This is a genomic window from Variovorax sp. MSC1_012, from assembly GCF_023667525.1.
Classification (GTDB): Bacteria; Pseudomonadota; Gammaproteobacteria; order Burkholderiales; family Burkholderiaceae_C; genus Variovorax; species Variovorax beijingensis_B.
Map to the genome: position 1 here is coordinate 1,930,106 of NZ_CM174443.1, position 15,560 is coordinate 1,945,665.

Sequence of the window (15,560 nt, forward strand, 5' to 3'; positions counted from 1 at the left end):
GGCGCTATTGACTGTTCCCGGCCCCATGCCGAGCCGTCCGAGAAACCAGACATAATCGGAACGAGGACTCGCTATTCCCTCGCACAATTCCTGGACCAGCGGTTGCGCGTGGCAAACGTGCGACATGACGACAGGCCTCAGATTTTGTCGGTATTTTTGTAGGTACCCAATGCCATCAGAACCGCCAGAAGCGAGCTCCCATGCGGTCTCTAGCCGAATATTCGATCCCCTCCGGGGCCATTTTGCTGCTCCTCTTCGCCCACCCGAGGCGAGGCAGCGTAGGAAATCCACCGTCAGCAAGAGGCGCCAAAACGACATGGCACCGTCGCCTTGCGGGTTCAGGCTCGGTTCCATGGCAACCAAACAAGAGCACCACAAGCAAGGCGACATCGGCCGCCGCCTGATGTGGATCCTGCTGGCCGTCATTGCGGTCATCGTCGTGGCGGTGCTTTTCTTCTACGGCATCACCGATCCATCGAAAGGACCGGGCAACGTTCCTGCAAGCGGCGCCGTGGCGCCGGCCCAGGAGAACGCCAGCCCGGCCAAATCCCGCTAAGGAGAAGGCTACTTTCGAGGGCCGGCTCCCCGCTACCCGCATGCCTAGGCCTATGCCGAACGTGGAATCGATAGGCAGCATCGACCGGCGTATCTTCCGAACCGGACCGGCACGCGGGATGATGCGCGCCCTTGTCACCCCCATCACCCTCAGGTCGGGAGACGTAACGTGGCGCATGCGCTTTTCAAGCAGATCCTCATGACGCGGCTGCCGACGCGGTTCTACAGTCCGTCTGAAATAGACCGGCTCAAGGATTTGCGGGATGCCGGATACATCAAGGTGGCGTTCTCGCCGCCGCAAGGCGCGGTGCCGCCCTCTGCGACGGTGCACGAGGTCACGAACCTGGGACGCGCTGCCGCGCGCTACTTCGGATCGGGCGACGGGCCGCACCCTGATCTGCCTTCGGTCGCCTTCGTACTTCCTTGCCGGCACGATCCGGCCGGTTGATCGTCTGGCCCGGTTCAGGCCGCACCCGCCTGCGCCACCGCTTCCAGGAACTCGAATCCCATCGTCCGCGCGTGATAGTGCAATCCGCCATCCTGCACGATCAGGAAGCGTGCGCCCTTCATGCCTGCGTTGTGATGCGAATGTGGCGCGCCCGGCGGCGTGACAAGGGTCGCCCATCGCTCCCATTGGCAATGCACCCCGCCGACCATCGAATGGCATGCCTCGCCCCGCACCACCAGCGTGACGGCCGCGGAATTGTGGCGGTGCGATCGCTGGTGCGCCTGCGGCTCCAGGGTGTTGAAGCTCAATGTCAGCGTGGGCGTCAGGTTGCGTGCGGCCTCCTGCCGGTCGGACGAAAAAATCAGCGCACGGCCCGAGGTTGCATCGCTCGTGGCCATCGAGAAGATCAGCTCGAACTGCCGTTCGATCTCGTCGGCGGGATAGTGCACTGCATCGATAGGCGCGCTCGAAGCCGCAGGTGGCTGCGACCCGTCGAAGGCCAGCTGCGGCTCGTTGCCCACGGTCCACAGCAATGCGCCTGCGGGACCGGCGCTGAGCCGGTAGCCCTGTGCCGCGGGCAGCAGGAAGACGTCGCCCGCGCCGAATGCAAGACCTTCGGCCATGCCGCCAAGCTCTCCGCTGCCTGAAATCACGTACCAGACCGAGCCGGTGGCGTGCACATCGAGTGGCAGCGCCTCGCCGGGCGCAACGCGCATGTAGCGCGCGAGCATGAGCGGCGTGGTGGCCGCAAAACCGCAGCCCAGCGCATCGGACTGGTCGCAATCGAAAACGCCGAACGCATCTGCGCGCGGTGGCGCGAAGAGCCGTGCGGGCACTTCGGGCAGCTTCACGTTGAATGCATTGCCGGAGTTGAAGTAGCGTGCCCGGGCCTGCGCGGCGGTCGCTGGCACTGCGGGCCGCTGCGCCGGCAGATCCGCCATGTCGGTGATCGGCTCGTTCCTCTTCAAGCGCCCTCCCCGCAACCCGCAAACGGCAGCAGCACGCGCAGCAGCACATCGGCACCGGCCGCCACATGCGCCGGCTCGGCCCACTCGTGCTCCGCATGGCTCACGCCGCCGCGGCAGGGAATGAAGATCATCGCACTCGGGCACAGCGCCGCCATATGGCGCGCGTCGTGGCCCGCGGCGGAAAGAATGGGCGTGTGCGGCTCCCCAAGCTGTTGCGCCGCGGCTGCAATGACCGCCTGCAGCGCGGGATCGAAGGCATTGGATGGCGCATCGACCAGCCGAGTCGCCGTGGCCCTGCAAGGTGCGGCATGCATGCCGCAGAGCGCGACCAGTCGCTGGCCCAGCAGGTCGAGCACGTCGTTGTCGGGGTGGCGCAGATCGATGCGCAGCGTGACGCGCTCGGGCACCACCGAGGGCGCATTCGGTTCGACCTGGAGCCGCCCGATGGTGAACTTCACCGCCTCGTCATGGCCGCCGATCTCGCTGTAGCACGCCGCAGCGATGCGCGCGAAGGCGGCGAGCGCGTCGCGCCGGCCGGCCATGGCGAGCGTGCCCGCGTGGCCCCGCTCACCATCGATCACGACGTCGAATGTCTTCTTGCCCTGGATGCCGGTGACGACGCCGATCACCCGGCCCTCCGCCTCGAGCATGGGGCCCTGTTCGATGTGGGCTTCCACGTAGGCCTTCAACGAAAAGCCAAGCGGCCTGCGCCGCAGCGACGGGAACGCGGCATGCAAGGCATCGAGTGCCTCGGCCACCGAGACGCCATCGGCATCGCGCGCCGCGCGCACGGCCTCGAGGGTGCGGACGCCAGCGAAAGCTTCGGAGCCCATCATGCCGGGCGCGAAGCGCGAGCCCTCTTCGTTCATCCACGCCACGCAGACGATGTCCATCGGCGGACGGACGCCCTGCTCCGCGAGCACGGTCAGCACCTCGAGCGCCGCAAGCACGCCGTACACACCGTCGAAGCGGCCGCCGCCGGGCTGGCTGTCGAGATGGCTGCCCGCGAGGACGGGCGGCGCCTCTCGATCGAGGCCGGGCAGCGCGATGAAGAGATTGCCCGCTGCATCGGTCGCGGGTTCCAGCCCCGCCGCCCTGGCCCAGCCGATCATCAGGTGCCAGGACTCGACCTCTTCCGTGCTGAGCGCCTGCCGATCGACGCCGCCTCCGGCGGTGGCGCCGCAGCGTGCAAGCGCCATGAGCCGCTGCCAGAGGCGGTCGGCATTGACGCGGCACGCGGCCAGTGTGCGCTGCGACGTTGCCTGCGCCATCAGTCGGTCTTCATGATCTGGCTGGGCAGCGCGCGCGGATCGCGCGGCTTCCACTGGCCAGCCTCGACCTGCGCGAAGAACTCCGCGAGCAAGGCATTGAACGCGGCCGGCTCTTCCAGGTTGAGCGTGTGGCCGGTCTTCGGCATCACGGCCAGGCCGCAGGCCAGAATGGTCTTCTTGAGGAAGATGCCGGGCTGCAGGCAGTGATCGTCCTCGTCACCGACTACCACCAGCGAAGGTGCGCTCATCACGCGCAGTTCGGCCTCCAGGTCGTAGATCGACGGACGCCGCACCTGCACGCCGCGCATGGTGTTGGCCGCTCCGACCGCGTCGTGCTGGCCGAGCCAGGTCGCAAATTCCTGCCAGCCGCGCGGGTCCTTGTTCTGGAACTGCACGCGGCTCGCACCCAGCGAATAGGTGCGCGCGAAGCGTTCTGCACCTTGGACTTCGAACTGCTTCGCCACTTCCAGCGAGACGCCGCGGAAATATTCTTCGTGTTCCTTCTCGGCGCCGTAGCCCGCGCCGGCAATCACCAGCGAAGCCGCTCGCCCGCTGTGGCGCAGGCCGAAGTGCAGCGTCGCGAAGCCGCCCATCGAAAGGCCGACGATATGCGCGCGCGGCAGTTGCAGCGCATCCATGACGGCGGCGATGTCGTCCGCGGCAATGGCCTGCGAGTAGCGCTCCGTGTCCTTCGGCACCTCCGAGGGCGGATAGCCGCGCGCGCCGAAGGTCACGCACTGATGGCGGCGCGCAAAGTAGCGCATCTGCGGCTCCCAGCTGCGATGGTCGCCGCCGAACTCGTGCACGAACACAATGGGCGTGCCGGTGCCGGCGGTTTCGTAGTACAGGCGGATGCCGTCCGCGGTGGTGGCGAAGCTCATGGCGTTCCTCAGAAAAGCGCCGCGGTGGCGGGCAGGCTGCGCGCACGCTCCACGGCTTGCGGCAGCACGTCGCACAGGGCCTGCGCCCAGGCCTTGGGCACGGTGGTCGATATCTTCACGAAACGATGGCCGAAGCGCGGCGTGTGGTACGTGCCCTGCCGCACCATGATGTCGTGCTCGCCCAGCGCGGTCACCAGCGCCTCGGGCGTCACGCCTGCGCCGCTGCACTCGACCACGATGAAGTTGGCCTGCGACGGGAACACCGGCACCTCGAAGCCGGGCAGTTCTGCGAAGGCCTCGACGATCATTCGCTGGTTCTCGCGCTGCTGCGCAATGACCTCGGCCATCCACTCGTCCTTCACGGCAAGGCCCGCAATGGCCGCGCGCTGCGCGAGCACGCTGGCGCCCAGCGGCGCCTGCGAGTGCGGCAGGATGCGTGCGAGCAATTCAGGCGACGCGACGAGCGCGCCCAGCCGCAGCCCGGCCAGGCCCAGCCACTTCGAGAAGCTAACGATCGTCACAGTGCCTTCGGGATAGAAGCGCGAAGCCAGCGTGTGGCTGTCGGCGAAGTCGCGGTAGGTGCAGTCGTGGATCAGCACGGCGCCGACTTCTCGTGCACGCATTGCGAAGGCACGGATCTCGTCTTCGCTGTAGGTGGTGCCGAGCGGGTTGTTCGGGTCCACCAGGTAGATGACCGCGGTGTTCTCGTCGGTCGATGCGGCGAGTGCGTCGGCCGAGAGCTTGAAGCCGTATTCGGGCCCGTAGATCGGAATCTCGGTGACCACCGAGCCGGCCTTGGCCGCAAACTGCAGCGGCCATTTCCAGCCGGGATCGGTGGTGACAAAGCCCTTGCCTTCCTTGCAAAAGGCACGGCAGGCCAGCGCCAGCGCAGACACCGCGCCGTCGGCCACCACCGCCGATTGATCGGGCACGCCCAGGTCGGCCACGATGGCCGCACGCAGCGCTTCCATGCCCAGCGGCGGCGCGTAGGCGTGAAAGCTCTCGTCGTCGATGGCGTCGTGCAGCGCCTTGCGCACGGCAGGATGCAGCGGAAAGTGGTTGGTGTTCTGGCCCAGCCACATCAGGTCCGGGTTGGTGAACAGGCGGTCGAAGTACTGGTTGCGGGTTTCAGCGTCGCTGGTCACGGAAGGCACGGCCGCCACGGGGTTCAGCGCCGCATTCATGCCGCAATCCTGCGGGCCTGCTCGGCCTCGATGACCTTCTTGCTGGTCTTGATGATCGAGCCGCGCGCCGCAATCCCGCCGTCGATGGTCACCACCGTGCCGGTGATGTAGCCCGCGCGCGGCGACGCCAGGAACACCATCAGTTCCGCGACCTCCTCGGGCGTGGCCGGGCGGCCGCCGGGGTAGTTGTCGAACAGCTCTTCCCAGCGGCCTTCGTCTCCGTGGGTGTCGAGCGCGCGGCGCTTCATGAGCTTGACCATGCGGTCGGTCGCCACCGGGCCGGGGTTCACGCCCACCACGCGGATGCCGTCGTCCAGGCTCACGCCGCCGAGCGCGCGCGTGAAGGCCATGACGGCGGCATTGCCGGTGGAGCCGGCGATATAGTTGGCGTCCCAGTTTTCGCCGGAGTTGCCGATGTCGTTGACGATGACGCCGCCGCCCGCGGCCTTCATGCGTGCGTAGTAGATCTGGCTCAATTCCATGTAGCCCAGCACCTTGAGCTGGAAGCCGCGCCGCACGGCCGCGAAGTCGAGCGACTCGATCGGGCCCGAGGGAATGTCGCCCGCATTGTTCACGAGGATGTCGACGTGGCCCGCCGCCTCGGCAAGCAGGTTCATGGCACCGGCCGCCGCCAGGTCCATCGGATGGACCTTCACGTTGATCGGATGGATCTTCTCGATCTCTTCCTTCGCGGCCGCGAGCGCAACGCCGTCGCGCGCCGCCAGGTGCAGGTGGCAGCCTTCGGCGGCGAATGCGTGCGCGGCTGCAAGGCCAATGCCCTTGGAGGCGCCGGTGATGAGGACGGTCTTGCCTTCGAGTTCGAGTTTCATGGATTCGGGTCCTGGGATGCGATCAGGGAAATAGGTTGGAGAGGTGAGTCAGCTTGCGCCGGCGTCCTGTTCGGACAGCGCCGCGATCAGGTCGACGATGTCGTCCTCGAGCAGGCTCACGTGATCGATGGCGGCGTTGAATGCAGCTTTCGGATCGTTGCGGCGGATCGCGTCGAGGATGGCGCCGTGCTCGCCGATGGTGGCCGTCATCCGGCCGGGCTGGAAGGTCACGTAGCGCCGGTAGACGCGCACGCGCTTTCGGAGTGCGCGCGTCTGCTCGGCCAGGTAGTGGGTGTTGGAAGCCTCGTACAGCGCGTCGTGGAAATCCTGGTTCACGTCGTAGAAGCGCGAGTGGTCGCCCGAAGCAAGAATGCTCGTGAGCTCGTCGTGCAGCGCGCCCATGCGCGCCTTCTGCACCTCGGTGGCGCGACGCGCCGCGAACTTGGCGCACAGGCCTTCCATCACCGCCATCATCTGGAACATCTCGATCAGCATCGGCAGCGAGATGCGCGCCACGCACACGCCGCCCTGGCGGCTGCGCAGGTCCACCAGGCCGGTGGCTGCCAGCGCCTTGAGCGCCTCGCGCACCGGCGTGCGCGACACCTTGAAGCGCTCCGACAGCTCGGCCTCGTCGAGCCGCGTGCCGGGCTTGAGTACGCCGCTCACGATCAGGTCTTCGAGCGTGTCCTTGAGCTCGTCGGACAGCGTGGCGCCGCCCTTCACGCGCTGCCGGTCGCGGCCGCGCAGCGCCGCGGGCTGGGCGGTATCGGATTCGTCGGGTTCCATGCTGCTCATGTCTTCTTTCTTGTGGTTGTCGTTGTCGGGAGATGCCGCCGGACCGCCTGCCATCGCCGGCTTCTTCAGAAGGGACGGTCGCCGGCCACGGTGGTGCGGTGCATCACGCGGCGGTAGGCCGTGTCGTCATAGGGGGTGGCGCGGTGCATGGTGCAGCGGTTGTCCCAGATCAGCAGATCGCCGGCGAGCCACTTGTGGCGATAGCTGAACTCGGGCGAAATGGCGTGGGCATTGAGCTCGGCCAGCAGCGCGGCGCTTTCCTCCGGCGGCAAGCCGTCGATCTGCTTGACGACGTCCTCGCCCACGTAGAGCGACAGGCGGCCCGTCTCGGGATGCGTGCGCACCAGCGGATGCACCACGTCGGGCGTGGCGGCGAGCTGCTCGGGCGTGAGCGGGTTGCGGTCTGCAAAGGCCTTGCCGTAATAGTTGGCGTAGCTGTGGGTGGCCGTGAGGTGGCGGATGCGGGCCTTCGTGCCGTTGTCGAGCGCGTCGTAGGCGGCATGCATCGAGGCGAAGAAGGTGTCGCCCTCCACGGGCGGCACTTCGAGCGCGTAGAGCAGCGCGCCCATCGAGGGCTCGGCCTTGTACGAGAGGTCGGAATGCCAGTTCCAGCCCTCCTTGTGGTTGCCGATGGGCTTGCCGTTCTCCGACACGTTGGACAGCACGTACACCTCGGGATGCTCCTTCTTCAGGAACTGGGTGAGCACATGGCCCAGCAACGGACCGAAGCGGCGCGAGAACGCGACGTGCTGCGCCTCGTTGATGCGCTGGCCGCGGAACAGCAGCAGCGAGCGCTGGTTGAGCGTGTCGCGCAGTACCGCGAAGTCGCTGTCGCTCACCGGCTCGCGCAGGTCGATGCCCTTCACTTCGGTGCCGATGAATGAGGTGAGATTCTCAAGTTGCATGGGAGGAAACGTGTCTGCGGGATTGAAGAAAAAATGAAGCAAGCCTCAGAGCCTGTAGTCGGGCTGGGTGCGGTCCAGCATGCGCAGGAACGCAGGCCATTCGCGCATGCCGGGCGGCAGGATGTCGCCGGCAAATTCGGTGAACTGGCGCGCGGCCAGCGCGCTCACTTCGGGCTGCGGATATACCAGCGCCTCGCCCGGCGCGAGTCCACCCTGGGCCAGCAGCTGCACCTTGGCCGCCTTCTCGAAGTAGTACATGAGGATGAAGGCCTCGGGGATCGTGCGGCCCACCGTCAGGATGCCGTGGTTGCGCAGCACCAGCGTGCTGTGCGGGCCCAGGTCGCGCACCAGCCGCTCGCGCTCTCCGGTCTCCAGCGCCACGCCTTCGTAGTCGTGGAAAGCCGTGTGACCCTGGTAGCGCATCGCGAACTGGCTCAGCGGTGCCAGGCCGTTGGGCATCGCCGCGATCGCGGTGCCGGCATCGGAGTGGGTGTGCAGCACGCACAGCGCGTCGGGCCGCCCTGCATGGATGGCGCTGTGGATCACGAAGCCGGCCTGGTTGACCTCTGCATCGGTATCGTCCACCTTGTTGCCGTCGAGATCGATCTTCACCAGCGACGAAGCGGTCACCTCCGAGAACAGCAGTCCGTAGGGATTGATGAGGAAGTGGTGGGCCGGCCCCGGCACGCGCGCCGAGATGTGGTTGTAGATGAGGTCGTCCATGCCGAAGTGCGCCACCAGCCGGTAGCACGCTGCGAGCTGTACGCGCAGTGCGGCTTCGCTCGCCGGATAGGCCGCGGGATTTGTCTTCGTCGTCATCATCACTGCCACCACACCAGTTTCTGATCGATCCAGACGAGCGCGCCGTAGAAGACCATGCTCGCCACCGAAGCGACCAGCACCGCCGACCACACGCTCAGCAGGTCGACCTGCTGGGTCGATTCATAGATCATTCGCCCGAGCCCCGCATAGGCACCGAGCATCTCGCCGACGATGGCCACGATCATGCTGCGCGGCACGCCGATGCGCAGCGCCGTGACTACCGACGGCATCGCCACCGGCAGGCGCAGCCGCCACACGATCTTGAGCGGCCCCGCGCCAAAACTGCGCATCAGGTTCACGGCGGCCAGGTCGGCCTGCTTGAGTCCGTGCAGCGCGTTGACCAGCATCGTGAAGCCAACCGCCAGCGCCACCAGTGCGATCTTCGATGCGGCGCCAAGGCCGAACCAGATCAGGAACAGCGGCGCATAAGCCACCGTCGGCACCGCGTTCACGGCCACGGCCAGCGGCATCGCGACGCGCTCGAGCGGCGGCGCGAGCAGCAGCACCACCGCCACCAGCAGGCCGAGCACGCTTCCCAGCGCATAGCCGCCAAGCGCCTCGCCGAGCGTGGCCAGCAACGCCGCCATGAGACGGCCGGTGTCGGTGAAGGCATGCTGCACGATCGCGCCCAGGCCCGGCAGCACGAAGGGCGGAATCCGGAAGAGCAGGATCGCGCCTTCCCACACCGCGAGCAGCACGATGACGCTCAGCATCACCGGCACCACGGGCGATGCGCTCAGCTTTCGCTTCGCCACCATACGAGCCTCCTTTCCACGAAGGTGAGCAGCCCGTAGAGCAGCGCACCCATCAGCCCGCAGGCAAACATCACGACCCACAGGCGCAGCACCAGGTCGGCGTTCATCGCCTCCATCAGCATCACGCCCAGGCCCACGGTCTCGCCGAACCATTCACCCACCACCGAGCCGATCAGGCTCAGGCCGATGGCCACGCGCAGGCCCACCATGATCTGCGGCAGCGCCGAGGGCACGGCCAGCTTGAAGAACATCACGAGGCGGCCGGCGCCGAAACTCTTCATCAGCGCGATGCGCTGCGGGTCGCACGACTTGAGGCCGCGCAAGGTGTTCACCGTCACCGGGAAGAAGGTGAGGAAGAACGCGGTCATCACCTTCGCGAGCAGCGAGTTGCCGAACCAGATGACGATCAGCGCGCCGAAGGCCACCACCGGCACGGTCTGCGACACCACGAACAGCGGGAACACCGAGCGCTCCATCCAGCGCGAGTAGGTGAACACGGTGCCGCAGAGGCAGCCGAACACCGCGCCCATCGCGAAGCCCAGCACGGTTTCGAGCAGCGTGCGGCCGAAGCCGCGCAAGAGCTGCGGCCACACCGACCACGCATCCTGCGCAATCGCACTCAGCGCCGGCAGGTAGCGAGGCGACGGCGCGAAGGCATGCACCGCGATCTCCCACACGATGGCGAGCCCGACGAAGGCCAGCACGGGCGAGCGCAGCATGCGTTGCATCGGCGAGCTCACGAGGCGCGCTCCTCCTGGGCGAAGGTCTTGCGGCTTTCCTCCTCGATCTCCGCGAGCAGGCGCTGCTTGAGCCCGATGAACTCCGGCGACAGCACGATCGACGGATCGCGCGGGCGCGGCAGGTCGACCACCGTCTCGCTCTTCACCGTGCCGGGCCGCGCCGTCATCACCAGCACCCTGTCGCCGAGCACGATGGCTTCGTCGATGTCGTGCGTGATGAAGAGCACCGTGCGGCGATGCCGCGCCCAGATCTCGAGCAGCCAGTGCTGCATGCGGCTGCGCGTGAGCGCATCGAGCGCGCCGAAGGGTTCGTCGAGCAGCAGCAGGTCGCGCTCGAACAGGAAGGTGCGCATCAGCGCCACGCGCTGGCGCATGCCGCCCGACAGCTGATGCGGATAGTGGTCGGCAAAGCCGGTGAGGCCGAACTCCGGCAGCATGGCGCGCGCACGCTCGCGCGCCTCCTTGCGCGGCACGCCCTCCACTTCGAGCGCGAGGATGGCGTTGTCCAGCACGGTGCGCCACGGAAACAGCAGGTCGCGCTGCGGCATGAACGACACCTTGCCCAGCAGCTGGCCGTCGCGCTGCGGCGTGCCGCCGAACAGCAGCGAGCCGTCGTCGTCGGGCGGCAGCAGCCCCGCAATCATGTTGAAGAGCGTCGACTTGCCGCAACCCGAAGGGCCTACGAGCGTGACGAACTCGCTCTTTGCGATCCGCAGGTCGACGCCGGACACCGCCACCGTCTGCGCCTGGCCGCCGCCGAAGCGCTTCCACACGTTGACGAGCTCGAGCATCGGCGGTGCGGCCGTGCCGGCAGCGGCGGGCGGCATCACTTCGTGAGGCATGAACTTCATGATCGCGCGGCGGCTCAGAACTTCTTGTCGGTGGCCGGCACCTGCGTCCAGAAGCTCGGGTCGTAGGCCTTCGACAGGTCGGCCGGCGCCTTCAGCGCCTTGTAGCCCACCAGCTGGGTCTGCATCTTCTCGACCGTCGGCAGGTCAATGGCGAGGATGCCGTCTGTCGTGCCCTTGCCGGCCTTCACGAGCTTCTCGAACTCGTCGAGCATCGCCTCCTGGTGCGCGCGGTTCAGGCTGGGCGATGCGGCCATGACGATGTCGATGGCTTCCTTCTTGTTCTGCAGTGCGTACTTCCAGCCCTTGATGGTCGCGTTCATGAAGGCCTGCACCTGCTGTGGCTTCTCGTTGCGGTACTTCTCGGACACGAGCACCGTGTCCTGCTGCACGATCACGCCGTAGTCATCGGGCTTGATGAGCGTGAGCTTGTCGCCCAGGCCCTGCGCCTTGAGCACGTTGAGTTCGTTGTAGTAGGTGGCGGCGGCGACGTCGAACTGCTTCTCGACGAAGGGCGCCATCGAGCCCGACTGCGGCACGATGGTCAGGTCGCCCTGCTTCATGCCAGCCGAAGCAAGCATCGAATAGAGCGTGTACTGCGTGCCGGTGAACCACGTGGCCACCTTCTTGCCCGCGAAGTCCTTCACTTGGGTGATGCCCGAATCCTTGTAGGCGACATAGGTGAAGGGCGTGGTCTGCACCGTGACGCCGATGCACACCAGCGGCAGGCCCTTCTCGCGCGCCAGCAGCACCGTCTCCGTGCCGCCGGCGAGGCCGAAGGTGTCGTTGCCCGAGGCGACGAGGGTCTCGACGTTGAGGTTGGGCCCACCCGGATTGATCGTCAGGTCGAGGCCGCCCTGGTCGTAGAAGCCCTTGGCCTTGGCCACGTAGAAGCCGGCGAACTGCGCCTGTGCCAGCCATTTGAGGCGTAGCGACACCTTCTCCGCAGCGGATGCGGGCAGGCTCGCAAGAAGCGCCATCGACGCTGCGGCGAGAGTCAGGAAACGCAAGGACTTGGAAGACATGTGGAAGGCCTCGTGGATACAAAAAACTCTTTAAGCAGTATCCATGCCATGCTATTCCAGGCGGTTTTATGGCCCTCGGAGCGGCGAATTGGCCCGGAACATGCACTTCCGCATGGCCCCTGCCCCAATTTGAATCCTCCATGAACCGAATCCATGCGCTCACCGATCTCTCCGCCCGCGAAGCCGCCGAGCAGATGGCGCGGGGCGACCTCCGCACCGCGGACTATGTGGAAGCGCTGTTGCGGCGCAGTGCCGCAGCCGCCTCCCTCGGTGGCCTGCTGCACCAGGACGCAGAGCGCCTTCGCAGCGAAGCCACGGCCCTCGACACGGCGCCCCGGGCGGCCGCGGGCTCACGCCCTCTGCATGGCGTGCCGCTCGCGTTCAAGGACAACATCGACGTGGTCGGCTTTCCCACCACCGCCGGCAGCCCGTGGATGGCGGACCACCGTCCGCGCCGCGCGGCGGGCGTGACGCAGCGCCTGCTGGACGCGGGTGCGCTGGTGTTCGGCAAGACGAATCTGCACGAGTGGTCGCAAGGCGTCACCGGCCACAACCACGCTTTCGGCCCGTCGCGCAACCCCTTCGACCCCTCGCGCATTTCAGGCGGCTCCAGCGGTGGCAACGCCACATTGCTCGGCATGCGCGCCATTCCCGCGGCCATCGGCACGGACACGGGCGGCTCGGTCCGGGTGCCCGCCGCGCTGTGCGGCCTGGTCGGCTTCAGGCCCACCATCGGCCGTTGGCCTGGAGACGGACTGGTGCCCATTTCGCCCACCTTCGACACCGCAGGCGCCATGGCGCGCAACGTGGACGACTGCGTGCTGATCGACCATGCCGTCGCCAATGGCCCGCTCCGGCTGGCGCCGGCGCCCCTCGCTGGCGTGCGCCTGGGCGTGCCGCGGCGCTATTTCTGGGACGAGATCGATCCGCCGGTGGCCGCGCTGGCGCAGGAGGCGCTCGAGCGGCTGCGCGAGGCCGGCGCGGTGCTGGTGCCTTGCGAGCTGGGCGAAGCCGGCGCGCTGTTCCAGCAGGGCTCCATGTCGATCTCTCTCCATGAGATCCTGCCTGCGCTGCAGGCCTACTTCGCGCGCCACGAGCGCCCCTTCGATGCCCGCGCACTCGCCGATGCCGTCGCGAGCCCCGACGTCCGGCCGCTTTTCGAGCGCCTGTTCGGACCAGGCGCGATCCGCACGCCGGCCTACCGCCACGCGCTCGGCGTGCTGCGCCCGCGCATGCAGGAAGCGTATCGCCGCTGCTTCGCACAGAACGCCATCGCCGCGCTGGTGTTCCCGACCAGTCCGCTCTGTGCGGCGCGCATCGGCGAAGACGTGGAGGTCATGCTGTGCGGCCGGCCGGTATCGGCCTTCTCCGCCTACATCCGCAACACGGGTCCGGCCGGCATGGCGGGACTGCCCGCGCTGAGCCTGCCGATGGGCCTCTCGCGCGGCGGCCTGCCCGCGGGAATGGAACTGACGGGCCCGGCCGGATCGGACCATGCGCTGCTCGCGCTGGCGCTCGCCGTCGAAGCCGTTCTTCCGTCCGCGCCGGTGGCGCCCGCCATCGCCTGAAGGCTTACATCGCTTCGCGCGAGCGGCTGTCGCGGCATGCCACTGCCCTTTGCCATCGTTGCGGCATGCACACCATGGACACCCGACCTATCTTTCCTTCCTGGTGGCGCGTCGGCGCGCTCGCCTATACGGCCGCGGGCGTGGTGTGCGTTGTTTCGAGCGCAGCCTTTCCGGACAGCGAGATGGCCATGCTGGCGGCGATCGCGGGGGCCTTGCCGTGGTCGCTGGCCTTGCTGACGCTCGACCTGGCGCCGGGCGTGGCGCAGACCGCTTTGCTCCTGCTGGCCGGAAGCTGGGCCGTCAACGCGGGGCTCTTCTGGTGGCTGGCGCTGCGGCGCCCGGCGCATCGGCTGCCGGCGCAGGACGACTGACGAAGCATCGCCGAAGGCCATTCGATGCGATCATTTCGCCATTCGTTCATCGCGCCGATGCGCGCCCTCGCAAAGGTTTCCCATGCTTCCTGATACGCAAGTCAACAAACCGCTGATCGGAATTGCCGGCGGCCGGCAGTCGCTCGATACGCCGGCGCTGCTGCTCGATCTTGGCGCCATGACGCGCAACATCGAGCGCATGGCCGCCTTTGCCAAAGCGCGCGGCGTCGGCCTGCGGCCGCACGTGAAGACGCACAAGTCGGTGGAGATCGCGCGCTGCCAGGTGGCCGCCGGCGCCATCGGCGTGAGCTGCGTCACGCTGGGCGAGGCCGAGGTCATGGTCAAGGCCGGCATTCCGGACGTGCTGATCACCTCGCCGGCGGTCACTCCGAGCAAGATCGCGCGGGTGGTCAAGCTGGCCAGGCTGGCCGGCCCCGGCGGGATGATGGTGGTGGTAGACGACCCGCGCAATGCCGCCGACCTGGCCGCCGCCACGCTCGGCCTGCCGCATCCGCTTGAGGTGCTGGTCGACTACGGCGCCAGCTACAACCGCACGGGCGCGGCCAGCGAGGCGCAGGTGCTCGAACTCGCGCGCTGCATCACGGCCGAGCCGCGCCTGAAGCTGCGCGGATTGCAGGCCTATGCCGGCAATCTGCAGCACATCGCCGACCGCCAGCAGCGCAGCGCCGCCGCGGCCAGCCTGCGCGAAACCATCGCGCGCATCGTCGCGGAGGCCAGGCGCAGCGGCATTCACTTCGACATCGTCACGGGCGCGGGCACCGGCACGCACGATCTCGATGCAGAGCGCGACGCCTTCACCGAACTGCAGGCCGGCTCCTATGTGTTCATGGATGCGGAATATGCACAGGTGCTGCAGGGCAGCCCGGGGCAGCCTTCACCGTTCGAGGTGTCGCTGTTCGTGCAGACGGCGGTGGTGAGCACCAATGCGGCGGAATGGGTCACCGTGGACGGCGGCACCAAGTGCTTTGCGACCGACTGCGGCGTGCCGCTGGTCGCACGCGGTGCCGATCCGGCGAGCCGCTACGCCTTCTTCGGCGACGAGCACGGCAAGCTGTTTTGCGCCGGGCAGCGGCCCGCGCTCGGCGACCGGGTGGAGTTCATCACGCCGCATTGCGACCCGACCGTCAACCTGCACGATGCCTACCACGTGGTCGACGGCGACACGCTGGTCGCCATCTGGCCGGTGGACGCGCGCGGCAGGCACTGAAGGCCCGCATCGGGGCCTGCGGCCGGATCACCGCTTTCGTCAGGTGCGTGGCAGAGCTGCAAGAAAGGTCGATACGACGATGGCGGCCGCACGGTCCAGTTGGAGGACGTCGGCCACCTCGAAGGAGTGCGGCGCACTGCGTACGCTCCCGCCAGCCGGCTCGCGGATTTCCACAAGCACTTCCGCCGCCAATTCGCGGTCGCTGCGCGGCTGGCCGTCGGGAAGCATCACCCACTCGTCCACCTGGTCGAACGGAATGCTGCGGAAGACCGCGACGACGGGCAAGTACCTGTAGCGATCCTCGCCCACCAGCACGGGCAAGCTGAGGTTGCAGAAAAAAGTGGTCGACATGCAGAGCGCCGTCGC

The 15,560-nt window shown here is 67.5% G+C and carries 18 protein-coding genes; 5 read left to right on the forward strand and 13 right to left on the reverse strand.

The window, feature by feature from the left end; genetic code table 11:
* Positions 1-352 precede the first annotated feature (352 nt).
* Together L1081_RS09110 and L1081_RS09115 are read left to right on the forward strand one after the other, a co-directional pair.
* A complete protein-coding gene (locus tag L1081_RS09110; RefSeq protein ID WP_489416123.1) occupies positions 353-556 on the forward strand; it encodes a hypothetical protein in 204 nt (67 codons plus the stop codon).
* A 168-nt stretch (positions 557-724) separates the two neighbouring features.
* Positions 725-1,003, forward strand: coding sequence for a hypothetical protein (locus tag L1081_RS09115; RefSeq protein ID WP_489416124.1), 279 nt, complete (start codon positions 725-727; stop codon positions 1,001-1,003).
* A gap of 14 nt (positions 1,004-1,017) precedes the next feature.
* Here the strand turns inward: L1081_RS09115 and L1081_RS09120 are convergent, their stop codons facing one another.
* The 12 genes from L1081_RS09120 to L1081_RS09175 form a co-directional block, all read right to left on the reverse strand.
* Complete coding sequence (locus L1081_RS09120; protein ID WP_489416125.1) at positions 1,018-1,971, reverse strand: cupin domain-containing protein; 954 nt, start codon at positions 1,969-1,971, stop codon at positions 1,018-1,020.
* Positions 1,968-3,242, reverse strand: a complete 1,275-nt coding sequence (locus L1081_RS09125) for a hydantoinase/carbamoylase family amidase (RefSeq protein ID WP_489416126.1) — start codon at positions 3,240-3,242, stop codon at positions 1,968-1,970. Before L1081_RS09125 ends, L1081_RS09120 begins: the two co-directional genes overlap by 4 nt.
* Positions 3,242-4,123, reverse strand: coding sequence for an alpha/beta fold hydrolase (locus L1081_RS09130; protein WP_489416127.1), 882 nt, complete (start codon positions 4,121-4,123; stop codon positions 3,242-3,244). Before L1081_RS09130 ends, L1081_RS09125 begins: the two co-directional genes overlap by 1 nt.
* A gap of 8 nt (positions 4,124-4,131) precedes the next feature.
* Positions 4,132-5,307, reverse strand: coding sequence for a pyridoxal phosphate-dependent aminotransferase (locus L1081_RS09135; protein ID WP_489416128.1), 1,176 nt, complete (start codon positions 5,305-5,307; stop codon positions 4,132-4,134).
* Positions 5,304-6,137, reverse strand: a complete 834-nt coding sequence (locus tag L1081_RS09140; protein WP_489416129.1) for an SDR family oxidoreductase — start codon at positions 6,135-6,137, stop codon at positions 5,304-5,306. The genes L1081_RS09135 and L1081_RS09140 overlap by 4 nt, the downstream gene beginning before the upstream one ends.
* 48 nt (positions 6,138-6,185) lie before the next feature.
* On the reverse strand, positions 6,186-6,932 hold the full coding sequence (locus L1081_RS09145; protein WP_489416130.1) for an FCD domain-containing protein: 747 nt from the start codon (positions 6,930-6,932) through the stop codon (positions 6,186-6,188).
* A 65-nt stretch (positions 6,933-6,997) separates the two neighbouring features.
* Entirely contained in the window at positions 6,998-7,837 is an 840-nt protein-coding gene (locus L1081_RS09150; protein ID WP_489416131.1) for a TauD/TfdA family dioxygenase, read from the reverse strand.
* A gap of 45 nt (positions 7,838-7,882) precedes the next feature.
* Positions 7,883-8,656, reverse strand: a complete 774-nt coding sequence (locus tag L1081_RS09155; protein WP_489416132.1) for a class II aldolase/adducin family protein — start codon at positions 8,654-8,656, stop codon at positions 7,883-7,885.
* Between the two features lie 2 nt (positions 8,657-8,658).
* Positions 8,659-9,417 carry an ABC transporter permease subunit gene (locus L1081_RS09160; protein WP_489416133.1) on the reverse strand — a complete coding sequence of 253 codons (759 nt, stop codon included), beginning with the start codon at positions 9,415-9,417 and terminating at the stop codon, positions 8,659-8,661.
* Positions 9,396-10,154: an ABC transporter permease subunit gene (locus L1081_RS09165; protein ID WP_489416134.1), complete on the reverse strand. Its 759-nt coding sequence runs from the start codon at positions 10,152-10,154 to the stop codon at positions 9,396-9,398. The genes L1081_RS09160 and L1081_RS09165 overlap by 22 nt, the downstream gene beginning before the upstream one ends.
* A complete protein-coding gene (locus tag L1081_RS09170) occupies positions 10,151-11,005 on the reverse strand; it encodes an ATP-binding cassette domain-containing protein (RefSeq protein WP_489416135.1) in 855 nt (284 codons plus the stop codon). The genes L1081_RS09165 and L1081_RS09170 overlap by 4 nt, the downstream gene beginning before the upstream one ends.
* A 14-nt stretch (positions 11,006-11,019) precedes the next feature.
* A complete protein-coding gene (locus L1081_RS09175) occupies positions 11,020-12,027 on the reverse strand; it encodes an ABC transporter substrate-binding protein (RefSeq protein ID WP_489416136.1) in 1,008 nt (335 codons plus the stop codon).
* 140 nt (positions 12,028-12,167) lie between these two features.
* Here L1081_RS09175 and iaaH point away from each other — a divergent pair, with 140 nt between their 5' ends.
* The 3 genes from iaaH to L1081_RS09190 all read left to right on the forward strand — a co-directional run bounded on the left by iaaH (position 12,168) and on the right by L1081_RS09190 (position 15,194).
* Positions 12,168-13,595 (forward strand): indoleacetamide hydrolase, encoded by a 1,428-nt coding sequence (gene iaaH / locus L1081_RS09180; RefSeq protein WP_489416137.1) that lies wholly within the window; start codon positions 12,168-12,170, stop codon positions 13,593-13,595.
* 74 nt (positions 13,596-13,669) lie between these two features.
* Complete coding sequence (locus L1081_RS09185; RefSeq protein WP_489416138.1) at positions 13,670-13,966, forward strand: hypothetical protein; 297 nt, start codon at positions 13,670-13,672, stop codon at positions 13,964-13,966.
* Between the two features lie 82 nt (positions 13,967-14,048).
* Positions 14,049-15,194 (forward strand): alanine racemase, encoded by a 1,146-nt coding sequence (locus L1081_RS09190; RefSeq protein ID WP_489416139.1) that lies wholly within the window; start codon positions 14,049-14,051, stop codon positions 15,192-15,194.
* Between the two features lie 39 nt (positions 15,195-15,233).
* Here the strand turns inward: L1081_RS09190 and L1081_RS09195 are convergent, their stop codons facing one another.
* A complete protein-coding gene (locus L1081_RS09195; RefSeq protein WP_489416140.1) occupies positions 15,234-15,545 on the reverse strand; it encodes a hypothetical protein in 312 nt (103 codons plus the stop codon).
* Between the last annotated feature and the right edge of the window lie 15 nt (positions 15,546-15,560).